This is a genomic window from Paenibacillus sp. 01T442 (genome assembly GCF_056398345.1).
The window spans coordinates 64,384-87,680 of record NZ_JBFTPF010000013.1 but is presented as its reverse complement, the minus strand read 5'-3'; the positions used below and the strand labels follow the sequence as shown (position 1 = coordinate 87,680).

General features: G+C 45.6%; 24 protein-coding genes. 3 read left to right on the top strand and 21 right to left on the bottom strand.

Features of this window, described 5'->3' with window-relative positions:
* Positions 1–306 precede the first annotated feature (306 nt).
* Genes AC1DLM_RS13415 through gerPC form a run of 3 tightly spaced genes read left to right on the top strand, consistent with a single transcriptional unit; the run spans position 307 to position 1,119 of the window.
* Entirely contained in the window at positions 307–525 is a 219-nt protein-coding gene (locus AC1DLM_RS13415; protein ID WP_441990683.1) for a spore germination protein, read from the top strand.
* Positions 526–538: 13 nt separating this feature from the next.
* Positions 539–727 carry a hypothetical protein gene (locus AC1DLM_RS13410; RefSeq protein WP_477570227.1) on the top strand — a complete coding sequence of 63 codons (189 nt, stop codon included), beginning with the start codon at positions 539–541 and terminating at the stop codon, positions 725–727.
* 38 nt (positions 728–765) lie between these two features.
* The gene (gerPC, locus tag AC1DLM_RS13405; RefSeq protein WP_477570226.1) at positions 766–1,119 is read left to right on the top strand and encodes a spore germination protein GerPC; all 354 of its coding nucleotides are present in this window, start codon (positions 766–768) and stop codon (positions 1,117–1,119) included.
* Positions 1,120–1,735: 616 nt separating this feature from the next.
* On the opposite strand, the gene AC1DLM_RS13400 is transcribed toward gerPC, so the two are convergent.
* The 21 genes from AC1DLM_RS13400 to AC1DLM_RS13300 form a co-directional block, all read right to left on the bottom strand.
* Positions 1,736–2,182 carry a PNPOx family protein gene (locus tag AC1DLM_RS13400; protein ID WP_477570225.1) on the bottom strand — a complete coding sequence of 149 codons (447 nt, stop codon included), beginning with the start codon at positions 2,180–2,182 and terminating at the stop codon, positions 1,736–1,738.
* Positions 2,183–2,316: 134 nt separating this feature from the next.
* A complete protein-coding gene (locus tag AC1DLM_RS13395; RefSeq protein WP_477570224.1) occupies positions 2,317–3,771 on the bottom strand; it encodes a methyl-accepting chemotaxis protein in 1,455 nt (484 codons plus the stop codon).
* Positions 3,772–3,891: 120 nt separating this feature from the next.
* Positions 3,892–4,911: a 4-hydroxy-2-oxovalerate aldolase gene (gene dmpG, locus AC1DLM_RS13390; RefSeq protein ID WP_477570223.1), complete on the bottom strand. Its 1,020-nt coding sequence runs from the start codon at positions 4,909–4,911 to the stop codon at positions 3,892–3,894.
* A 13-nt stretch (positions 4,912–4,924) separates the two neighbouring features.
* Positions 4,925–5,818: an acetaldehyde dehydrogenase (acetylating) gene (locus tag AC1DLM_RS13385; protein ID WP_477570222.1), complete on the bottom strand. Its 894-nt coding sequence runs from the start codon at positions 5,816–5,818 to the stop codon at positions 4,925–4,927.
* 2 nt (positions 5,819–5,820) lie between these two features.
* Complete coding sequence (locus AC1DLM_RS13380; RefSeq protein ID WP_477570221.1) at positions 5,821–6,606, bottom strand: 2-keto-4-pentenoate hydratase; 786 nt, start codon at positions 6,604–6,606, stop codon at positions 5,821–5,823.
* 13 nt (positions 6,607–6,619) lie between these two features.
* The gene (locus AC1DLM_RS13375; RefSeq protein WP_477570220.1) at positions 6,620–7,480 is read right to left on the bottom strand and encodes an FAD synthetase family protein; all 861 of its coding nucleotides are present in this window, start codon (positions 7,478–7,480) and stop codon (positions 6,620–6,622) included.
* Positions 7,481–7,666: 186 nt separating this feature from the next.
* Positions 7,667–8,620: a VOC family protein gene (locus AC1DLM_RS13370; RefSeq protein WP_441990673.1), complete on the bottom strand. Its 954-nt coding sequence runs from the start codon at positions 8,618–8,620 to the stop codon at positions 7,667–7,669.
* A 50-nt stretch (positions 8,621–8,670) separates the two neighbouring features.
* The gene (locus AC1DLM_RS13365) at positions 8,671–9,867 is read right to left on the bottom strand and encodes an acyl-CoA dehydrogenase family protein (protein WP_441990672.1); all 1,197 of its coding nucleotides are present in this window, start codon (positions 9,865–9,867) and stop codon (positions 8,671–8,673) included.
* A gap of 10 nt (positions 9,868–9,877) precedes the next feature.
* Positions 9,878–10,516 (bottom strand): GntR family transcriptional regulator, encoded by a 639-nt coding sequence (locus AC1DLM_RS13360; protein ID WP_441990671.1) that lies wholly within the window; start codon positions 10,514–10,516, stop codon positions 9,878–9,880.
* A gap of 135 nt (positions 10,517–10,651) precedes the next feature.
* Positions 10,652–11,497, bottom strand: a complete 846-nt coding sequence (locus tag AC1DLM_RS13355; protein ID WP_477570219.1) for an alpha/beta fold hydrolase — start codon at positions 11,495–11,497, stop codon at positions 10,652–10,654.
* Between the two features lie 283 nt (positions 11,498–11,780).
* Complete coding sequence (locus AC1DLM_RS13350; RefSeq protein ID WP_441990669.1) at positions 11,781–12,761, bottom strand: electron transfer flavoprotein subunit alpha/FixB family protein; 981 nt, start codon at positions 12,759–12,761, stop codon at positions 11,781–11,783.
* Positions 12,762–12,814: 53 nt separating this feature from the next.
* Positions 12,815–13,609: an electron transfer flavoprotein subunit beta/FixA family protein gene (locus AC1DLM_RS13345; protein WP_441990668.1), complete on the bottom strand. Its 795-nt coding sequence runs from the start codon at positions 13,607–13,609 to the stop codon at positions 12,815–12,817.
* Between the two features lie 35 nt (positions 13,610–13,644).
* Positions 13,645–14,490: an aspartate/glutamate racemase family protein gene (locus AC1DLM_RS13340; RefSeq protein WP_441990667.1), complete on the bottom strand. Its 846-nt coding sequence runs from the start codon at positions 14,488–14,490 to the stop codon at positions 13,645–13,647.
* 53 nt (positions 14,491–14,543) lie between these two features.
* Positions 14,544–15,902, bottom strand: coding sequence for an FAD-dependent oxidoreductase (locus AC1DLM_RS13335; RefSeq protein WP_441990666.1), 1,359 nt, complete (start codon positions 15,900–15,902; stop codon positions 14,544–14,546).
* Between the two features lie 4 nt (positions 15,903–15,906).
* A complete protein-coding gene (locus AC1DLM_RS13330; protein WP_441990665.1) occupies positions 15,907–16,356 on the bottom strand; it encodes a GlcG/HbpS family heme-binding protein in 450 nt (149 codons plus the stop codon).
* Positions 16,357–16,385: 29 nt separating this feature from the next.
* Positions 16,386–17,114 (bottom strand): SDR family NAD(P)-dependent oxidoreductase, encoded by a 729-nt coding sequence (locus tag AC1DLM_RS13325; RefSeq protein ID WP_441990664.1) that lies wholly within the window; start codon positions 17,112–17,114, stop codon positions 16,386–16,388.
* Between the two features lie 5 nt (positions 17,115–17,119).
* Positions 17,120–18,529, bottom strand: coding sequence for an FAD-binding protein (locus AC1DLM_RS13320; protein WP_477570218.1), 1,410 nt, complete (start codon positions 18,527–18,529; stop codon positions 17,120–17,122).
* 30 nt (positions 18,530–18,559) lie between these two features.
* Complete coding sequence (locus AC1DLM_RS13315) at positions 18,560–19,435, bottom strand: isocitrate lyase/PEP mutase family protein (protein ID WP_441990662.1); 876 nt, start codon at positions 19,433–19,435, stop codon at positions 18,560–18,562.
* 26 nt (positions 19,436–19,461) lie between these two features.
* Positions 19,462–21,495, bottom strand: a complete 2,034-nt coding sequence (locus tag AC1DLM_RS13310) for a (Fe-S)-binding protein (protein WP_477570217.1) — start codon at positions 21,493–21,495, stop codon at positions 19,462–19,464.
* A 26-nt stretch (positions 21,496–21,521) separates the two neighbouring features.
* Positions 21,522–22,499, bottom strand: a complete 978-nt coding sequence (locus AC1DLM_RS13305; protein ID WP_477570216.1) for an electron transfer flavoprotein subunit alpha/FixB family protein — start codon at positions 22,497–22,499, stop codon at positions 21,522–21,524.
* A 16-nt stretch (positions 22,500–22,515) separates the two neighbouring features.
* Complete coding sequence (locus AC1DLM_RS13300) at positions 22,516–23,283, bottom strand: electron transfer flavoprotein subunit beta/FixA family protein (RefSeq protein ID WP_441990659.1); 768 nt, start codon at positions 23,281–23,283, stop codon at positions 22,516–22,518.
* Between the last annotated feature and the right edge of the window lie 14 nt (positions 23,284–23,297).

Sequence of the window (23,297 nt, the reverse complement as noted above, 5' to 3'; positions counted from 1 at the left end):
TGTTACTAACTTGGCGTGGCAATAGCTTAAAACACACTTAAAGTTCGCTCCGCTTTTCTCCAGCAACAATTTGAGACACAGATGCCCATGAAAATGAATACACTACATCATAAAAGTGAATGAAAKGGAGTGGGAATCGGATGAAACGGCTGCTCGACAGCATCAAATTATTAATAGTGCCGGTTGCCTTGTTAATTATGAGGCTTACTCGGGCATCTTTCAGGCATCTCAACCTCCCCCTCGCAAACACCGCATGCGCGCAGACGTCTGATATTTTGCGGTCAAACCTCCTAAAGGATGAGTTTTATGCCGAATGTATTTAACATTTTTAACATCAGAATCAATGAAGTCGCTACTGGTGGCGTCGTCAATTTCGGAGACAACCTATTGCGCGGAAATGCGGCAAATTCTAAAGCAGTCGGCGGCAACACTGTCATTGGGGACGCCACTTCTTCCGTAAATACGGACCGAAACAATGTTCTGGATCCGGATCTCAACGATCAAGGAAACAGCAATCTCGTATAGGAGAGCGCAAAAAATGAACTTTTATATTAACAATATTAAAATCAACTCCATCGCAAACCTAGGTGCCCTCAATATCGGCTTCAACATTCTGTCGGGCAATCAGGCGACAGAAATTGCGGAAGGCATAAATGAGAAGACTGCCAATGTAGTGCCAGATGAAGAGTTGTTGCCGCCCCCACATCCTGTGGTCAACACCACTTGATCGCTGAGAGTAAAGTCATATCTGAAGGAGGCGGCATCATGTACGATGCAAATGTTTATCTGCATTCCTGTATTTGCCAATTTGAGCAAAGGATCACTATGCTGGAATTTAAGCAATCCGAGTTAGAGGCGGAAAATCAACGTTTGAAGGATCAATTGTTTGGGCTCAAAGATACGCTGAACAATCCGGCCGAACCAAAGCATACAACGCCTCCAAATATTACCTACAAGATTCAGGAACTGCACGTTAATGAGCTTAAAGGTACATTAAACATCGGTATAACTTCAACCGCAAATACCGAACAATTGCGCGATATGATTGAAAAACTCAAAACTAATCAGGGAAATATCGCCGAAAATATGGTTTTTTCACAAGATACAGAAAGCCCCTAATAATTGATTATGAACATCAAATATCCCTCACCTGGCGGTTGGAGAAGGTTCCGGGCTAATTGTTGGCAAAGATCATCTTTTTAGAGTTTTTCGACAGCTTAAACATAAGCTTCTCTTTTGTAAGTACAAAGAGGAGCTTTTTAGCCGTTCAATTCCCCATCTTACTTCAAGTGATTTCCCGGAAGAACCCGCCTTAATCTTGCTGATCTGAGTATGATGCTCCGGAAGGCATTGGTGTTTTGTATTGTATGCAAACTATATTCTATTAGAGTTCTATTCAGTAAAACTATTAAGCTTAAATAGTAATGTATTATGTAACCTTTCCCTCACTTTTTTATACATATTAGAATTGAAAAAATAATATATTGCTGGTTAACTATCAACTAAGAGTACTATTGCTTATAAAACAAAAGACCCTAGCACTAGGCTAAGGATCTTAGATTTAGGGTTAAAAGTATTATGATCCCAATGGCACAAAATATATACTCAGTTATTTCGTTATAAATATAATATTGCATTATAAATAAATTTTATCTTATATATTACATCATTAATGAGGATGTCAAAATATGAAAATTTGAAGGGCTGCCGGATGTCGGCAGCCCTTCAAGTTGCATTAATCTTTTAATAACTCATACACTTCCGTATCCAACTTCTTGGCAAGTTCTGGATTGTATGTTTTCTCATAAGCTGGCTCAACGGTTACTTTTCCTCCGTAGAAGATGACATCCTCCACCTCATAAACATGTAACGTAACCACACATAACTTCATGGTTTTCTCAATCACTCCAGATACCTCTGCAGCACCATACACCGCGTAACAGCTTCCGGCTCCTATGAAGTTAAGAACCACATTCGGATTATTACGGATATTCTCAATACTAGAGGCTTTATGGCCCAGTGCAATCTTTACTTTAGTTCCGTCTTGAGATGCAAGCACCCAAGATACAGCACTAATTTTAGGCAAACCTGTATTCACGTCGATCGTAACCATCGTTACAATTTTTTCACCTTGTAGTGAAGTGACTAAATCAGAACTCAGTTGCTTCGCAGAAATTACCATGCTTTTTCCCCCTTTTCTAAATGGTGCTAATTCTCTACGCCTACTGATAGACCGAGTTCCAACTTACCGAAAATCTCCCCTACATAGTGACATCATCATTTTCGCATGAGACCGTTTTAGCAAGTTTCATGCATCTAATAAACTATAGCCCTCAGGGAATGTTCAACCTCATTGATGCTTTCAGAACTTTTCTTATTACTTTCAAATAATGCTTCTACTGTTGCCAAAAGCTCTTCGATTGCAGCGGCTGATTGTTCGGACACGGCAGCGAGGTGCTCTGTGGAATCTTCGATGGTTTCCACGGTATGGTTCATATCATCCATGTGGCGACTGTAGCTATCGGAAATTATATCTAAATTGGATATCGCATGATTGATCCTTTCGAACGTCGCTTGGGTATTCCTCGAGATCGTATAGCTCTCTTCCATCTGAGAAGATACATGTTCTATTCTATCTAGGTTTTGATTCGAAAGATTTGATAATTGCTTCAAGCATTCCGTAATCCGATCTGCTGCATTCGATGATGTATCTGCCAGCTTACGGATCTCAAAAGCGACAACAGCAAACCCCTTCCCTTGCTCTCCGGCTCTAGCAGCTTCAATGCTTGCATTAAGCGAAAGCAGATTCGTTTGGTTTGCGATTTCTTTGATTGTCTGGCTGAATTCGCCAATTTGCGCAATTTGATTAATTAGGGTATTAAATTCCTCAGTCATGGCGCCTGTGTTATTTTTAAACTCAGTTAAGGTGTGAATCAACGTCTCAATCTGCACATGTCCCGAATGAGATAGATCCTTCGTACTGGCACTTTCCATTCGAAGGGTATTCGTCGAAGCGGACATCGTCTTAATCATCTTGGATAGATCTCCAACTCTGTCGTTTATGGTAATTGTTGATTCCATCTGTACATTGGATCCGCTTGCAATTTGTTGAAACGATTCTGTCATTTCTTCGAAAGATTTATTATTTTCCCTGCTGTTTTGGGTAATGAGTGCCATATTCTCCGAGATCGTTTTTACCATGTTCAAGATAGCTATTTTCTGATGTTGTTGGATGAACATCAGTTCTTCTGTTGTGTTGCGAGATTGCGCCATCTCACGCAAAACATAATTCGTTACACGCAGCAAGGAGAAAAGCACAATGTTAATCAAAATAAAGTAGATAACATATTTAGAAGCAAGATCACTCGACAGCTCAAATTCTTTCATCGTCTTGATCATGTAAATCAGCAATCCTAACCCGTAAGCACTTGCGGCAATCATCAAGGATAATCGCATATAAATTAAAGTGATGATGATGAAAAAATAGATTTGGAATATATTCGAGAGATCGGGCTGGGTGAAAACCATGACCGTTGTATTGGATGCAGTTAATCCTACGGCCAGGTAGCAAATATAAGGTATGAAACGCTTAGTAAAATGCAGTGTTCCGAAGACAATAGTAAGGACAAAACAAGTTCCTACGATGATTAACGGGCTTCCTGTTACTTCCTTTAATGCAACCAATGATAACAAAGCGAGCAGTAAAACAAATAACAAAGCTATAAACACAACATGATTTCGGCGAACCCAATCTCTTTCTTGGGGAGTCAACTGATTTTCTCGTGACGATCTAGGAGAAAAATAACGAAGATATGAGATCATTCGCCCATTCCTTTTCTACTTATTTAATCATGTCCAAGCCGAGTCAGTATATAACAAATTAACAAACTGTTAAACGAGTGCTTTTTTCTGTTCTGCAAACCGGGCAGCGACATCATAAATCAAATCTTCCTGGCCGCCAACCGCCTTCATTTTGCCGAGTTCCACTAAAATATCGCGCTCATCCACGCCGAATTTTTTCGCCGCTTCTTCCGTATGAAGGAGAAAACTTGAATAGACGCCGGAGTACCCCATAATCAAGCTTGAGCCCGTTATCTCCTGCGGACGCTGCATATATTTCGCAACGATATCGTTCGCTACGTCCATAATTTTGTACAGATCTATTCCCGTTCGGTAGCCCAATCTTTCAAGCACTGCCACCATGACTTCTGTCTGCGTATTTCCACTTCCTGCCCCGAGGCAGCGCAGGCTTCCGTCGATGTAAGTCGCCCCTGCTTCTACAGCAGCAACTGTGTTCGCCATTGCCATAGATAAATTGTTATGCCCATGGAAGCCTATTTCGCATGATAGTGCATTCTTCAACGCAGAAATCCGCTCTTTTACTTCGTGAGGCAAGAGCGTTCCGGCAGAGTCTGTTACATAGACGACTTCAGCCCCATAACTTTCAAATAATTTGGCCTGCTCAACAAGTACGTTAACTGGCGCCATATGCGCCATCATTAGAAAGCCAACGGTTTTAAGCCCAAGCTCACGACCTAGTTCAATGTGTTGGCGTGCAACATCTGCTTCCGTAACGTGTGTCGCCACGCGTACCATCTTCGCTCCTGCTTTCACCGCATTCTGAAGATCTTCCTTGATACCGATCCCKGGGATGAGCAGAACGGATACCTTGGCATTGCTGCTTTCGTCCACTGCCGCCTCGATTAGCTTTAATTCGTCGACTTTGGAAAACCCGTATTGCAGGGAAGAACCACCAAGACCGTCACCATGTGTAACTTCGAAATAGTTGACGCCTGCCAGATCGAGTCCGCGTGCTGTTGTTCTCACCTGTTCTTCCGTGAAAGCATGCCTTATCGCATGGCTGCCGTCCCGCAGCGTCACATCCAGTATTTCCAAACTCCGATTCGCCATGATGTTCCCTCCTTTATTTGTTGGTCGCAGCATTCGCCTGCTTCGCTATCTCATTTCCTACCTTTGCCGCAGCAGCGGTCATAATATCCAGATTTCCGGAATAGGAAGGGAAAAAGTCACCCGCGCCTTCCACTTCGATAAACACAGAAATTTTCTTTCCATCGATCTGTGGTTTGCCGCGCAGGCGGTAGCCCGGAACATACGTCCTTACTTCTTCAGCCATTTTTTCAATAGAATCAATAATTTCCTGTTCCTTGCCTTCTTCTTTGACGAGGGCATGTATCGTATCACGCATAATAATCGGCGGATCGGCCGGATTTAATATGATGATGGCTTTGCCTTTTTTTGCGCCACCGACTTCCTCGATCGCTCTGGCGGTTGTCCGTGTGAACTCATCAATATTCGCACGTGTGCCTGGTCCCGCGCTTTTGCTCGCTACAGTAGCAACAATTTCTGCATATTCAACCTGGCATACACTGTTGATCGCGCTGACGATAGGAATCGTTGCTTGTCCACCGCAGGTCACCATATTCACGTTAGACTTGTCTAGATGCTCATTGAGGTTCGCCGTTGGAACCGTAAAAGGGCCAATCGCGGCTGGGGTTAAATCAATTACTTTCTTCCCAAGTGCAATCAACTTCTCACTGTGGAGCTTATGTGACTTCGCAGATGTTGCATCAAAGACGATATCAACAAGTCCCGGACACTCCAGAAGACGCCCCACAAGTCCGTCGATTCCATTGTCAATGGTTTCATAGCCGCGATTACGGGCCCGCGCCAGTCCTTCTGAATCAGGATCTATTCCGACCATAACACTCATTTCTAAATACTCACTGCGCTCAATCTTATACATTAAATCGGTTCCGATATTGCCGGAGCCGATAATTCCCACTTTATACTTGATCATGGTCACTCCCCCTGCTTTTTAAAAGTAGCCGATACGGATCCGATTTTGGCAAACTCTGCTTTAAACGTATCCCCATCCTCAATTGGAACAGCCCTGGAAAGTGCTCCTGACAGGATCACTTCGCCGGCATGCAGAGAAATATCGTAGTGCCCGATTGCATTCGCCAACCAGGCTACAGCTCGCGCTGGATGGCCCATGACCGCTGCGCCTGCCGCCGAATCCATGAATTCGCCGTTTTTATAAGCCACCATACCTAGCAATGGAAGATCTAATTCACTTAGTTGAACAGGCTTTCCTCCGATAATGGCTGCCGCTGAAGATCCATTGTCTGCCACGGTATCCTCATACTTGATCTTCCAATCTTCAATACGACTATCAATAATCTCAATTGCCGGTACTACATAATCCGTCGCTTCGAATACATCTTCAATCGTCACACCAGGACCCTTTAAATCCTTTTTCAAGACGAATGCAATTTCAAACTCAATCTTTGGCTGAATAAAGCGGTCCAGTGGAACCGTTTCACCGTCTTTGTACATCATATCATTCAGAATAAACCCGAAATCCGGTTCATCCACTTTGAGCATATCCTGCATCGCTTTACTTGTCAGTCCGATTTTTTTTCCAATAATGACTGCACCCATTTCCACCTTTCGGCGGATGAATTCAAGCTGGATCCGATAGGCATCGTCAACCGATACCGCTGCGTCAGATGATGTTAGTGGACTAATCGGCTTTTTCGTCGTTTCCGCTTCCATGAGAGCGACAGCTACTTTTTGAATATCCATGTTCAGTTCTCCTTTATACCATAAATTCCCATTTTCGCTCATTCCACTCTCTCTTATAAGAAGAAAAGCTCGCAGCATCCGGGATACGGCGGTGCCATATAATGGTTAACCGCCCTTGAATATGCTGGCCTATCTCTGTAACAAATCGAAGAGATAGGCGTTCATTGTCTTGAGTCACGATCACTATTGCTGGTTCTGATTTCATGCCATTATGAATGGTAACCGCGTAGCGACCCGGTGCAGGCAGTGTATAGTAGGGTCTTAGCTGAAGTGAAACACCATCCCAGTCACACTCCACTTCGTATAAGCGTCCGAGAAAATCGGGCAGATCCTCCACAGTTCCTTTTGACAGCTTTTCACGAATGCATGTTGAACTGATTTTTTCACCTCGGCTCTCAACTTTAGGCACTTGTGTCACTTCAATGAGACCGCCGGAGTCGCTCTTCAACCGCCCCATATTCCCTACTCCCTTGTGTCCGTAGGAATAATCAAATCCAGCGACTACATGAATAATACCAAAATCTGTCAAATATTGGGATGTGAATTGTTCAGGTGAAAGAGAAGCAAAACCTATATCGAATTCAACGATATAAAACGTATCCACACCTAATGTTCGAAGCACTTTTTCTTTGTCAGAAAGCGGCATTAAATAGTCAACCTTCGTTTTCCCTTTGGATAAAACAATTCTTGGATGCGGGAAGAAACTCATGACCGAAAGAGAAAGTTTTTTTTCTTCAGCTATACCGGCAGCTGTCTCAATCACTTTTCGATGTCCAATGTGGATACCATCAAAAAATCCTATGGCAATTACGCTCGGTCTTGCTTTTTGCTGCCAATGCGACAGATTAGCCGGGTTTACATATACCGTCTCCATGCAGTCCCCTTCTTTCATTAGTGATCTACAATAGACCGCCTGACAAAACCGGCTTTCCGTCAAGTCGTTCAAACAATACTTCTTTATGATCCTTCAGTGGCAAAAATCATCGATAATTCCTGCTGATTGGCCCGCTAGAATATTGACAGAAAATGTTTTTCACTATTTACCGTTTCGTAAATGCGCTTAAGCTTCGATTGTTGGATTATTATCCGGATCCATGTCCATCTGATCGCCCCAATAAGTAAACCCAACATCCATATCCTCTAAGCCCCACTCCACTGGCTCCCAGTCCGGTTCAAAGATTAAATAACTGCCGGTAAACAACTCTACTCGCAAGCCGCTGCCCGGATCTACAACATATATATACATCGCTTGAGAAATACCATGCTTACCTGGGCCTTTAAACTTTATGCCATGCTCGCTCAGGATGTCTGCCGCACGAAGAATATCTTGGCCGTTGTCAAGCCAATAGGACATATGGTGAATTTGATTCGTTGTCGGTGATGTCGGATCGCTGCTGACCGCAACATCGTGAACCAGATTCGTCACACTCATCCAGCCAGCTACAAGAGAATCATCGGGGGCTTTGATATATTCACGCATTTTAAATCCAAGCTGCTTGGCTAAATAATCAGTAATAACTTTGGCATCCATGGAAGTTAAGATATTGACATGGTCAATTCTTCGCGGCGATACACCCTGTCTCCATGACTTATGTCTTTGATTTTTCAACACAGAGCGCGTGGAATCTTCAGCAAAAGGTTTCGTCATTTCAAAGTAAATTTCAAAACAATGCTGGCTCGGCAATTTAAATCGGATCGCTCTACCTTGTCCCGCTTCCTCTCCCGCTTCAACCCACTTCACCTGTGTACCCGCGGCTTCCAGAAGCTTTGCAAAGCCTTCTACATCCTCCTGACGTTTTGCTTTCCAGCCAATATGGTCTACATAAGCCCTGTCTCCAGCTGTTATCGAAAGGGTATGATGCTCAAAATCTCCCCATGCTCGTAAATATACCGTACCGTCTACGACTTCCGTTTCTTCTAAACCAAGCACATCCTTGAAAAACCATAGTGATTTCGTAAGATCCGGCGTGACGAGAGCTACATGTCCTAACTTGGCAATTTCAGGTAAATTCATTGAAAAACCCTCCTTCAATTTGTGGTTCTATCTGCCGTTCCGGCTGTCCATTAAACAAAGTAAGAATTCGGTTCCTGCCCGCACAGAACTCGTCCGTACGTTTCAATTAAACTGGATGCCGTAATGAACCCATGTAAATGCAGTGCCATAAAGTCACGATAAACTCTTTGCAAAGGGTTTTTATCATAAGCGAATACGGACCCGGCTCCTTCTACCAAAAGGTCAATCGCTTCCTTGCACAGTTGATTCACGTAACCAAAATCCGCTTTCACTTTCACAATTTCTGCCGTATCCATTGTCTTGCCCATTTGCGCATAAGCATCCATTTTATCGACCGCACGATAAAGGTGCAGCTCGGCAGAATCAATTTTCAATTGCGCTTGAGCGATTTGCCAATGCGTAATTGGCGCTTCATTCATTTTGCTGTAGAACGTGTTACCGATTCCAGCTTTTGAAACGCGTTCCATATGAATATCCATGGCCGCCTTAGCCATGCCCAAAGCAGGCCCGACAATCGACAAAGTAAGCGATGGAACAAAGGAAGTTTGGTATAACGGAATATCTTTAAGCTGTTTCGATGTGTAAAGACCTTTGCTTGCCAAACGATCGAGCGATACCCGGTGTTCAGGAACAAAGATATTCTTCACTCTTACACTGTTGCTGCCTGATCCCCTTAACCCCATAACATGCCAATCATCGAGAATTTCCATTTCGTGACGGGGAACGACCATAATAGCCATTTCCATATTCCCATCTTCATCAGCAATCGGGAATCCGAAATACCCCCAATCGGCATGAAGACATCCTGAAACGAACGGCCATTGCGCTTCTTCGATGAAATATCCACCTTCAACACGTTTAATTTCAATTTTTGTCGGCTTAAAGTTGCCGGCTAAAATAATATCTTTGTCCATTGATGCAAAGATATCGTCCAGCGCTTCCTGCTTAAATGCAAACGCAATCATATAATCCCTAATATTAGTCAGCGATACAAACCAACCTGTTGATCCACATCCACGGGATATTTCCGTTAAACACTCTGTAAACGCTCTCATATTCAATTGAAGGCCACTATAAATTTGCGGCCGTAGTATTCTTAGAATGCCTGATTCTTTCAAATCATTTAAGGTATCTTCGGGCATTCTTTTGATTTTTTCCATCTCTTCAGCACGTTCGCGCAATTTAGGAATAAGAGCTGTAGCCCTTTCTACCAATAGCTTGCTTGTTTCCAATACGCTTTGTTCCATATAGAGCCTCCTAGTTAGAATCATTATGGACGTACTTTTCCAGCACAATGCTTGCTACCCGACTATTATGCATTTCCATCAGGCTTTTGGCCATCTTGCTGTTTCGATCTTTCAGGCTATAATAAATCATCCAATGCTCGGTTTGCGATTTCTTTCTCTTTTCGCCAACGAACAAAATATCCGGGTTGCCTACATAATTCAAGTAATCCCAAAACTGCTTGGCGAAATTTAACGTAAAATGCAAGTTTGAAGCTTCATAGATTGTGCGATGAAACTCCGTGTTGAGATTGGCATAGTTTTGATTAGTCATTTCCGGGCGTTCCATTTTAACCAACAAATTTTCCAGTTTGGCCAACTGCTCGTCGCTAATTTTTAATGCAGCCTGTTCCGTCATCAAGTACTCCAGATTGGCGCATACCAATAAACGCTCATGCACTTCGTCGTAGTCCGGCTTCTTCACAAATACGCCAACCTGAGGAATAATCTTAAGGAATCCTTCATCTTCAAGCTTCGATAAAGCCTTGTGTATGGGCGTACGGCTTATGTTCAATGTCTCTGTAATTTCATTGACATTGATCGCAGTATCCGGATCCCAAGTACCGTCAGTGACAAGTTTTTTAATATAGCGGTAAGCCTTATCAATTTTCATATGTTCAACATCCTCGATCCTCATTAAATTTGATATCTCTATATTAGGGTAGTTTCTTGTGAAATTCTAGTAAAGCTCACTGAACATGCACCCAATAGATCAATCTATCAAAAAAGAGAATCCAGCAGCTCACTATTAAATTTCACCGTCAAAAAAAATTGACGTTAGCTTCACAAATTTATCTTTCTGCTCAACCTGTGCCCAATGACCGCAACGCTTTAAGCCATAAAGCTGAGCATTCGGCAAATATTGCATCATGGAAAGACTGCTTTCAAAAGGTACAAAGCGATCCTCATACCCGTGTATGAGCAGAAATGGATGCTTCATCCGTTTAAGGGCTGATGGAGKGATGAGCAAATCAAGCGGATTCGCATGCGCAAACGTTGATTCATAGGATCTGCGGACGTCAGGCTTATTAAACATTTCCAACCGTTCCTTCACAATTTCCTTTAACTTATCTTCCAAAATGCTTTCGTCGTACACAAACCATCTCAATAAGTTTTCAAATGCAACTGGATCGGGAGCCTTATGAAACGTTGATAATCGATAAAGCTCAGGTGTGAACTCATATTTGCCGCCGCCGGCCCCCATCAATACAATCCGGTCAAATCGGTCGGGAGCGTGCATGACCAGATGTAACGAAATAACTCCCCCAAGGGAATTACCTACTAAATGTGCTTTTTTAATCTCCATGGCATCCATCAGCGCAATAATTTGACTAACTCGCTCGTTCATCCACTCTATGCCATTTTTCGGTAGATCTTCGGGATGCTCGGTATTTCCAAAACCGAAGATATCAGGAGCAATCACATGATATTTGTCTTCAAAGTGAGGCAGTATATCCCTCCAATTGGTCTGTGCGCTAACCCCCGGACCGCTTCCGTGAAGGAAAATGATCGTTTCCGAAGATTTATCCCCACCTTCATTAAGAAATGTTTGATAATTTCCTGTCTGAATCTTCCTGGTTGATACCGTCGCCATAAATTGCAACCTCGCTTCTGAAATTATATCACTATAATTTTAGTTATTTAATAAATTGCGATTTTTCCATAATTAATTGATTTTTAAGCGCTTTCAACATCTAACTGTAATTTTAATGCCTAATTTATTAGCTGTCAATATATTAAAGCCAAATACTTATTTTGAATTATTTACTGCAGCATTTATTCACTCTATAACGCTAAAAAGGCTGACTTAAGCCTATGCTCGAGGCAGCCTTCTTTCCTTTTATACCAAGATAACTGATATCGGAAACGCAGTCTTATCAACTAGATAAACTTTTCAGCTTTTCAGTAAGAGCGGGAATCACAGTCCTGTAGTCGGCAATGATACCCATATTGGCACGTTTGAAAATAGGGGCATCTGGATCCAAGTTAATTGCGACAACGGTCTTCGCACTTGTCATACCGGCCAAGTGTTGACTGGCACCAGAAATTCCAACGGCTATATAAAGGTCTGGAGCGACGACGGCTCCAGTCTGTCCTACCTGTAGGCTAGATGGTACCCACCCGGCGTCACAGGCTGCACGCGAGGCACCTACCGTTCCGCCCAACACGTCCGCAAGTGCCTGCAGCTCCTTAAAACCATCAGGTCCGCCAAGGCCGCGCCCGCCGGAGACGATAATACGAGCATCCTCAAGCCGGATGCCAGACAACGTCGCTTGGATCTTCTCGACCAGCTTCGTTACTGCTTTCGCTTCCGATACAATGTAGTCGACCGGAATGATTTCGCCCGTGCGAGTCGTATCGGGAATAGACGGATCCTGGCTCCTTTGGCGCATGCCAACAACAACTTTAGACCGGCTGGTTGTATACTCCCCGTATGCCTTGTCACCGTAAATCGGGCGAATCCATGTCAGCTTGCTGCCATCCGTATTGAAATCAGCTACCTCTGTAATGGCAGAAGCGCCAAGACGCGTGGCCACTCGACCTACAAGATCCTTGCCCACCCTATCAAAGGAGAGGATAAGCACGTCTGCATCAGACTTTTGCAAAACGGCGCAAAGGGCATCCACGTACAGTTCAACATGGTACTCGGCTAGTGAAGGGCTGGAAACGGTGTAAGCTTTGCTGGCCCCGCAGGCGATAGTTTCCCCAGCGGCAGCTGGGGCCGCCGGTCCTAGCAGGACAGCTCCCACTTTCCCGCCGGTCGAGCTAGCCAGACGGCGACCAAACGCCAGTGCTTCCCGAGCACCCGAGCTTAGGCTTGCTCCCTCCAGATGTGCATATATAAGAATTTCGGACATGGTTACCTCCTAAATGCTTTTCCGTATGGAAAAGCTGGCATCGTAAGCGTAAGCTAAATAATCTTGAGCGCCAATAGCTTGTCAGCCAACTCACTAGCAAGCTGAGATCCATCTTTGCCAGGCAACACCTCGCAGGCGATATCCCTGTTCACGACGTAGGCCCGTTCCAACTTGACGCCGGGTTGACACTTCGCTGTATCCAAATTAATCTCCGCCGCCTCCAACAGTTTAATCGGCTGGCTCTTGGACAATCTAATATCCTTAACTTTGGGTAACCGGGGGACATTGGTCTCGGAGCTAATGATTGTGAACACAGCAGGAAAAGGAACGCTTATAATGGCATGACCACCCTCTGCCTCACAGGTACCCTTTACACTGCTGGAATCCACCTCCAAATTAGAGGCAAGCGTCACACACGGAATAGCAAGCTCTTCAGCAATAACAGGTCCTACCAAACCCTCTTCAATATCACTGGCTTGGTATCCTGTCAGAATTAGCTGAGCGCCCCCCAAGGCTCTGATCGTTTGCGCAAGAATATGTCCAACGACCTGACCATCGAGATCTGTCCATGCGGAATCCCAGACCCGCACAGCGTTATTGGCTGTGAAGGACAACGCCCGTCGAAGGATATCCTCTGAGGAGTCATCACCCAAACAGAGCGCGGTCACCGTGGCTCCGGGTGTCTTATCCCGAAGCTGAATAGCCAGCTCTAGCGCGTTTTCCGCGAAGGAATCCAGCACCATGTCGCTGCTTTCTTTCACCGGACGGTTAGTATGAGGATCGATCTGAAAAAATTGCGACGTGATCTCCGGGTCCAAAACCTGCTTCAGGCACACGACGATATGCATTCTTTGTTCACCTCTCGGAATGTATTCGTTTTACTTTATGCTTCTCCGCCTCTAACAGCCAGTCCCTGATCGTTTCGAGGGTCCGGTGCTGGCTCAAGTCCATACAGCTCCCGGAGTCTCTCTACGGCTTCGGCCGGCGGTTTTGCGTTAAAGTACCCTCGGCGGGTCATATAAACGCCGGATTCCCGGCGTAGGTCAGCTAACGATTCACACATCTTGATCCCGGCAGCAAAGGAATCGATCACTGGCACATCGCCAATCCTCGAAATCCCATGTGTTGCCAGGAAGATGTTCATCGGTCCTTCTCCAGGTATAATCACATCAGCACCTTGAGAAATGGCATCCTCTGCCGCCTTTCGAAAAGCTTCGATCACTGGCTCAGGGTCTTTGAATCCTGCCAGCACGGCGTCAAAGCCGACCGCAAGCGGTACGATGGGTCCCAACTTGCCGCCAAGACCATACCGGGCAGCATTTTGCCGGAGTTCATCCGCGAGTGGTGTCAAGAAATTGACTACACCAATACAATCCCCCAACATCGAGGCCATATGGAAAGAAGCTTGACCATAACCTACGACAGGGATATCCACCAGCGTACGAGCCTCCAAAAGACCTACATCTGGAATGGTCGCAATGAACATCGCATCGTACCCTGCCTTTTCAGCCATTAGAGCAGCCCGAACAAACTGTTCTCGGTGAAGGTTTTGCAAGTAAGCATGGGTGATATAATGCCCAGGATAATGAGTGGGATAAGTCTCTGTCGACACACCATGTAACACGACCTCCGCGTCTGGCCGGGCGACCCGACGGAGGTGGTTCACTATGGCATCTCGATATTGAGGAACCCTGTCAATAGTAGTTAGGCTTTGATGCCAGATTTTCATTTAAAGTACCTCCTCGTTGCATTGTTGATTGTAAATAGTTCTGTTATGTTACGTCACTCCGCTAATGCTGCAACTGCAGCTAATCGTCCAAACACCGCTGCCTTCCCAAGCGAACTTCCGGTCATGTACCCTGCTCCATGAAATCCCCCGACTACCTCTCCGATCGCATACAATCCCTGAATAGGCTCTCCATAAGGATTCAACACGCGCGTTGATGGATCCACTGCCACACCTGCGTAGGTTGCCAGCATAGCAACAGTCGTCTCGAATGCGTAGAAAGGCGCCTTTACAATCGGCGTTGGTGTCCCATAGCGGTGCGTTAACGTCTTCCGGCCGAAATCATCCCCAGCCCCTTCTTGAATCCTTTGATTATAGGTAGAAATTGTCTCCGCCAACACATCGGCAGGCACGTCAATGCAGTCAGCCAGCTCTTCCAGCGTGTCAGCTTGGTACAGGAGTCGACGTCGCTGAAGCAATTCCAGGTCATACAGCGGATCATCGGCCACACGCTTGTCCATAACGGTTTGATCCCATACTTGATAAGTTATGCGGTCAGGCTGACGAAACGCCGCGTTCCCTAACAGCTTATAGGAAATGGACTCATTGACAAATCTTTTCCCTAATTGATTGACGATAATTCCACCCTTGTAAAAGGCCAGTCCCTGGGACTTAACCGCCCCATTTGCTGTTGGATGGAATCCGAAGGTACCGTTCAGGTAAGGCAGGTCCCGAACCCATGCCCCGTGCTCCCATGCCATCTGTAAGCCGTCTCCTTGAGTCCCGGCGCCGCCGAGCCGGAGCGCTCCCTTGAGATGAGGGGCAAACTGCCCGAGCAGCTCCTCGCTTTTGGCGAATCCGCCCGTAGCCAGGATCACACCTTTGGAAGCCAGAGCGTTTTGCTCTTCTACCCCATATACGACACGATCAATCCGACCTTCGGCGTTTTTCAGCAGACGACGAGCCGGAGCATTGAAACGAATGGTCACGTTGGGATGTTCTTTCACTCTTTGGTAAAACGACTGAATCGCTTGGTGCGGATCGATCATGTGTCCGCGGGGTACACTGTGGCCGCTCACTGCTTCCAACGAGCGGAATTCGACGCCATGTTCGACTAACCACGCATATGTCTCTAATTGATGCCGGCCATAGGCGGCCACGAGCTCCAGATCGTTTACGCCGCCGCCAACCTCGATCATGTCATTCATAAGGGATGCAATGGAGTCGACGATGCCGGCCTTCTCCTGCATATCTGTCTCGGCGAAGGCCATATACCCTGAGCTAAGAACTGTACTGCCGCCCAGTGCATCCTGCTTCTCAAGCAGCAGGATGCTGGCGCCCTGCTCGGCTGCCTTGACTGCCGCGCACATACCCGCTAGTCCTCCACCCAAAATGATCAAATCATAGCGTTCCATCGGATTACACATCCTTTGGCTCAATGGTGTTTAACAATGCTAAGGCTGCTTCACAGATCTGCATATCATGTGAATAATGTCCTCCGCTAACGCCAATGCCGCCAACAACTTGACCGTCTATTTTGATTGGATAACCGCCGCCGAAAATAATTAATCTGGGTGTATGAACAATGCCATGCAACAACGGCGGATCATCCTTAATTCTGTCATACCACTCATGAGTAGCTCTCCGATAAGTAGCCGCAGAAAAGGCTTTATTCTGAGCGATATCTATACTTAGGACCGGAGCTCCGTCCATGACGGCAAGCGCTTTTGAATAACCGGAACTATCGACAATCGAAATGCTAAAAGGAATTGCCAGTTCCTTTGCTTTCTCCATAGCTGCTTCCAGCATTTTATTAGCCAATGCTAGCGTAATGTTCCTTGATTCAACCGTTGTTTTTAAGTTTTCCATTTATTTCATTTCCCCTCTCAATCTATATTTTATAAACTTACGGGGCGTCCGCTGCCGAACGCTTCAATTGCAGTTCCAGTGACGGCTGCCATTTCCGGTAAACATAATTCGGCGATGACATGGGCGATGTCTCTGGGATGCAACCAATTTTCTTTATTTACATCTGGGGCAATTTCCTTCATCATCTGTGTGTCAACAGGACCTGGACATACCGCGTTCACTCTGATTTTGTATGGCTTCAGTTCTTCACCTAATGCTTTAGTGAAACCCATTACAGCATGTTTCGAAGTAATATAGGCGCTTCGGTCAGGTCCGCCTTTTGTTCCCCAAATGGATGAAAGATTAATGATTACTCCGTTTCTTTTCTCTATCATTTGCGGCACTACGGCTCGTGCAAATAGAAATACCCCGCGAATGTTGACATCCTGGACATAGTCCCATTCTTCAATTTCCATTTTATGGAATGGCTTTATACTCATCACGCCTGCATTATTAACTAAAATATCAATGGAACCCCACCTTTGTTGTGTTTCCATGACAGCTCTTTCTACATCTTCTTCTGAGCGAACATCGCCAACCAAAGAAATCGCTTCTCTGCCCATTTCTTGTGTAATATAGTTGGCCGTATCCTGACTTTCCAGTAGATTGTCGGAAAATACAGCTACTTTAGCTCCTTGTTTCGCCAAAAGAATACAGGTCTCTCTGCCGATCCCTCTGCCGCCCCCGGTTACTAAAGCTATCTTTTCGATTAAATCCAAGCATATCACCCTTTCCGACTTAGATAAGACACGGCATCTTCACCCGCTCGGCGACCAAATACAAAACCACGCAGAACAGATGTTCCTCCTGGATATTTCCCATAATAGAGACCGGCTGTTTCACCGATCGCATATAAACCCGGAATCGCCTCATCATCTTGCGATAGAACTCGGCCATTCGTATCGGTAGCTAGTCCCCCATTGGTAAACACATTCGCACAAACCATTGGATACGCGATAAACGGAGCTTTATCAATTGGAATCGCCCAATTCGACTTCGGCGGAGTAATCCCGATTGCCTGTTTCCCGTCTTTCTTATCCGAATGAAATTCCCCCGGCTGGACTGCGGCATTAAAAGATTCGACGGTTGCCATTAACTGGTCAGCAGGCACCCCAATCTTTGCGGCCAGCTCCTCAAGCGAATCTGCCACAATCGGTGGTTTATCCGTTTCCAAGGCTCGTTCGTAATTCGGGATATCATACATCCTTTGATCGCTGATCACATAGGCGATGTGGCCAGGAAGATCGTGGAAAATCGTCCGGGCAACCTCTTCATATTGCTCGTCTACCGTGGTTTTTCCTTCATCGACAAAACGCTTGCCATATTTATCGACGAGAATGGCGTAAGGGTATGTCATGACTGTAGCCTCTTCCCGCTTGCTTCGCGGGTCGACGGGTTCAGCATGGAAGGAATCAAATTGGCCGGCTGTTTTGGCTCCGATCGCCATAGCCATTCGAATGCCTTCTCCTTTGTTGTATCGCCCGCCCTCAGCAACAGTTGAAATTTTATGCGCATCTCTGCCAATATATTGCGCCATCATCTCCTGATTCCCCTGGAAACCTCCCGATGCAAGCACAACAGCACCGACTTTCAGTTGAACCGAAGATCCTCCCTTTACCCTTACGGAGAGTCCAAGAATCGCCCCCACATCGTAAAGCAGTAAATTCCAGGCTGTCGCCTCATAAATAATCTCGACGCCAAGTGCATTCGCCCGGTGGGATAACGTATCCAGGATGGCGCGACCACCACCTACGGGCAGCAGACGCGGCTTGGATGACGTTAAAAACATCGTCGGCAAGGAGTCGAAATCAACGCCTTTCTCCTGTACCCACCGAAGTGTATCCCCAGCGTTCTCCGCGAGCGTCTCGATGTACTTCCGATCCGAATAATTGTCGGAGAAAGCGATCATGTCCTCTACAAAGTTATCCGCAACTTCATCGAGGTTTTTCATCCGCATGTACGAAGCCGTCCATCGCGAGTTTCCGCCCCTGTGGTCAAAATCAGTGCGTTCCAGGATGGCGATGCGAATATTGCGTCCCAATTTCTTAGCATTCTCCGCAGCCGATAAAGCCGCTGCTGTCCCCGCTACACCACAGCCTACTACAACAATGTCATAGTCCAATTCTGTCTCCATGTTCCTATCCTCCTTGATGTAATTCCCTATTTACGGTAGCTCACGCAAATACTTGTTTTCCCATTCATTGATCTGATTGAGTTGAAATAGAGATTGTCTCTCTTCCCACGTACAAATCAATTCCAATACATTCTTGTGTGAGCCCTCTTTATGTAGTATTTTCAGAGATTCATTGATTCCTTTAATGGCAGAACGAAGAACCGTATTCGCGCAAAGCATGATTTTAAAACCAATTTCCTCTGCTTCATTTAAAGAAATAAGCGGGGTTTTTCCACCCTCCACAAGATTGATAACCTGAGGTATTCCTTTCAAAGAGCTTGTGATTTGTTTCAATTGTTCAATCGTGGTAGGAGCTTCAACAAAAATAATATCAGCACCAGCCTCGGAATATGCATGTGCCCTTTCTAAAGCATCATCGATCCCATTTACGGCTAATGCATCTGTACGCGCAATGATTGATAAATTTTCGTCTTGCCTTGTATCTACGATTGCCCTAATTTTATTAACCATTTCTTCTTTTGAGATAACCTGCTTCCCTGTGAAATGCCCACATTTCTTGGGTGAAACCTGGTCCTCCATTTGAATGGCAGCCGCTCCGGCTCTTTCAAACTCTCGCACTGTACGTATCACATTAATCGCATTTCCGAATCCCGTATCTATATCCACAACGATAGGAACTGTGGTAACATCGGCCATTCGCGTTACGATTTCTACTACTTCCTTTAAAGTGGTTAGTCCAACATCCGCCCACCCTAATTGAGCATTGGATATACCAGCACCCGTGGCGTATATGGCCTTAAATCCTATTCCTTCTATTAATCTAGCTGACAAGGCATCATACGCCCCAGGCAAAATAAATGTACCTGGTTCTCGCAGCAGTTCTTTGAATTTTTTTGTCTTGTTCATGGCTTAGAGCTCCGTTCTTAATTTTTTTAGCTCACAAGTGAAATTTCCACGATCTCAGCAATGTCTAATGCTTTCACTTGCCCTTCGGCTTCCTTGGATTTGATACCATCGTTCATCATGGTCAAACAGTAAGGACAGTTGCTTCCAATGGTAGTCGGATTCAATCGCAAGGCCTGTTCTGTACGCTCAATGTTAACCCGTTTTCCTTGACTTTCCTCCAACCACATCATGCCGCCACCCGCTCCGCAGCACATGGCATCTTGTTTATTACGCTCCATTTCCAATACCTGTACACCTGGAATAGACTGTAAGATCTGACGCGGAATATCGTATATGTCATTGTAACGGCCGATATAGCAGGAATCATGATAAGCAATCGCTTCGTTGACTTCCTTCATCGGCTGAATGCGGCCATCCTTGATCAGCTTTAGAATGAATTCCGTATGGTGATAGACCTCAGCCTCCAAACCAAATTCAGGATACTCATGTTTAAAGGTATTATAGGTATGCGCGCAGATTGTCACAATTTTCTTGACGTTATAAGCTTGGAAATTGACAATATTTTCACGGCATAGCTGCTGGAATAGAAATTCATTCCCCATACGGCGAGCCGTATCGCCCGAGTTTTTCTCCTCATTACCCAAAATCGCAAACTTGACTCCCGCTACATTCATGATTTTGGCAAACGCTTGGGCAATTTTTTGACTCCGATTATCAAAGGAGCCCATGGAACCAACAAAGAAGAGGTATTCAAAATCTTCCACTTCATTGACTGTTGGCACAACAATATCTTCGCGTCCTTCACGCCATTTGATGCGTTCCTTGCGGTTGATACCCCATGGATTGCTTTGACGTTCGATATTTTGGAAGTAGCGCGTGGCCTCATGCGGCATTCTTCCTTCCGTTAAGACCAGGTACCGGCGCATATCAACAATTTTCTCGACATGTTCATTGGCAACTGGACACTGGTCTTCACAGTTCCGGCACGTCGTGCAAGCCCATAGCTCCTCTTCCGTAATGACATCTCCAATTAAATTGGGCATTTCCGCAATCTCTGAAGAAGCTGCCCCATGGATGTGCTTAGGCGCGAAGCCCGGTATCCAAGGTGTTCGGGAAGTGACGACAGCTCCCTTTTTCGTCAAGTGATCGCGCATTTTGACGATTAAATCCATCGGAGACAATGTCTTGCCTGTGCCGGATGCAGGACACATATTCGTACAACGGCCGCACTCCACGCACGCAAACAAATCAACCAGTTGATTCTGTCTAAAATCTTCAATCTTGCCAGCTCCGTAGGTTTCCTGTGTTTCATCCTCAAAATCAATGGTAGTCAGCTTGCCCACAGGCTTCGTATCCCTCATCATAACGTTCACAGGCGCAAACATTAGGTGAGCATGCTTGGACTGCGGGACATAGACGAGAAACGAAAGCAATGTCAGCAAATGAAGCCACCAAAATGTATAAAACAGCGTTCCCGCCGACCCCTGACTGATTCCTGTAAACAGCGAAGCAATAGCGGAAGAGAACGGCGTATGCGTACTTGCCTCTTTCCCCAGCCAAAGCTGCTCAAATGCAAGACTCATCACAACGGATATCATGAGAGTCGTAAGGAAAATGATGACAAGGCCGGACTTTAACCCTCTCTTTAAACGAGGCAGCTTTTCCACATAGCGGCGATAAAAGGCATACATCACCGCTAGCAAAATTAGAAACACGGTTATTTCCTGACTTACGCTGAAATAGGCGTGTGCCGTACCAAGCGGAAATTCAAAGCCTTTGAAAAAGCCCTTGAGAATTAATTCAATAGCTCCCAATTGCAGAATCAAAAAGCCGTAGAACATAATGAAATGCATCACACCGCTTTTGGAATCCTTAAACAGCTTCCTCTGACCCAATACATTGACCATGAACTCCTGGATACGGATGCCCATATCCTGCTTTAAATTGGACGGTTTCCCTAATTTGATGAACATTACACGGCTATACACAAGCTGATAAAATAAATAAACAGCATATCCGGTTACAGCAATGAAGGCTACAAAATTCAACAATGCTAACACTTCACTACCTCCTTTACATCAGCTAATCAGTTCGTTGCACCCTGCAAAATTTTTCTGAATTCATCGGTTAGTAAGGGGACAACATCAGCTAAATCTCCTACAATTCCGTAGTCAGCCACCTGAAAAATAGGTGCTTCGGGATCTTTATTTATCGCCACAATCACTTTGGAATTGGACATCCCCGCTAAATGTTGAATAGCGCCGGAAATCCCACAAGCAAAATAGAGGTCTGGTGTTACCACTTTTCCAGTTTGTCCGATCTGCAAGGAATAGTCGCAATAGTCAGCATCGCAGGCACCACGAGATGCCCCTACTGCTCCTCCCAAAATTTCAGCCAGCTCTTGCAGCGGTTTGAAGCCTTCAGCATTTTTTACTCCGCGCCCGCCGGAGATGATCACTTTCGCTTCGCTTAAATCGACTCCCCCGGCAGCTTTCCTTACGACTTCTTTGACGATCGTGCGTAAATCTGTGATGGTTGGATGAAAGGAAATCACATCCACTGTTCTGGGCGACTCTTTGGTTGCGAAGTTATTCGAACGCAGCGTAGCAAAAATAATTCCTTCATTAAATATCTTCTTTTGGAAGGCCTTCCCTGAGTAAATCGGTCGGATAAACACGATATGATGATCCACGAGCTCTACCCCTGTACAATCCGTAACGAGACCCTCTCCCAATCTAGCTGCCAATCTCGGAGCCAGATCCTTCCAAATAGCTGTATGGCCCATGAGAATTGCATCCGGCTGTACCTCAGCAATTAATTGAACGAGCGCTTGCATGTAAGCATCTGTCGTATAGACCGATAAACTCGCATCTGAACTGACATAAAGCTTGTCTGCTCCATAGCGAGAAATTTCCGGAATATAGGCATTCGGATCGGTCTCAAAAAGGGCAGCGACAATTTCTCCGCCCCCTGCGATTTGCTGAGCTACTGTTAAAGCCTCCAAGGAAACCTGGCGTAATTTACCCTCTTTTACTTCCGTTAGCACGAGAACTTTTCTTTCCACTTTTTCTCCCTCCCCCTTATATGACCTTATCTTCCGTACGTAGCAGTTGGACTAATTTGCCAACTTGCTCCTTGATCTCTCCCTGGAGGACACGTCCTGCCTGCTTTTTGGGCGGCAAATATTGCTGGGTGACCTTCGTTCGCGCGTGAGAGTCTTCCTCAGAAACGCCAAGCTCTTCAATCGACACTCTCTCTATTGGCTTTTTCTTTGCTTTCATAATTCCMGGCAGGGATGGGTAACGAGGTTCATTTAAGCCTTGCTGTGCAGTTATCAGCACAGGTAAGGAAACTTCAACGGTTTCCACATCGCCTTCCACATCGCGCTCGATGGTCGCCTTCTTGTCAGTGATCGATAAACGGGTAATGGTAGAAACATGAGCTATCCCCAGTTCTTCCGCAACACGAAGCGCCACCTGACCGGCTCCTGCATCGACGGACATATTCCCTCCGATAATTAGATCATAGCTTCGATTCCGAATCACCGCCGCCAACCACTTGGCAACACTGGTTTCATCACAATCCCTTTCATTTTGCTCGATGAGAACTGCATGATCCGCTCCCATCGCCAATGCCGTGCGCAGTGCACTCTCGACCCGTTCAGGGCCAAACGTCAGGACAGTTACTTCGCCTCCAACGTCCTCTTTCCATTTCACAGCTTCTTCAATTGCATACTCATCATACGGATTGATAATGAATTTGACGCCATCCTCACTGATCTGCCCATTCTGGATCACGATCTTCTCTTCCGTATCAAAGGTTTGCTTTAACAAAACAAGGATATTCATTGCTTTCCCCTCCG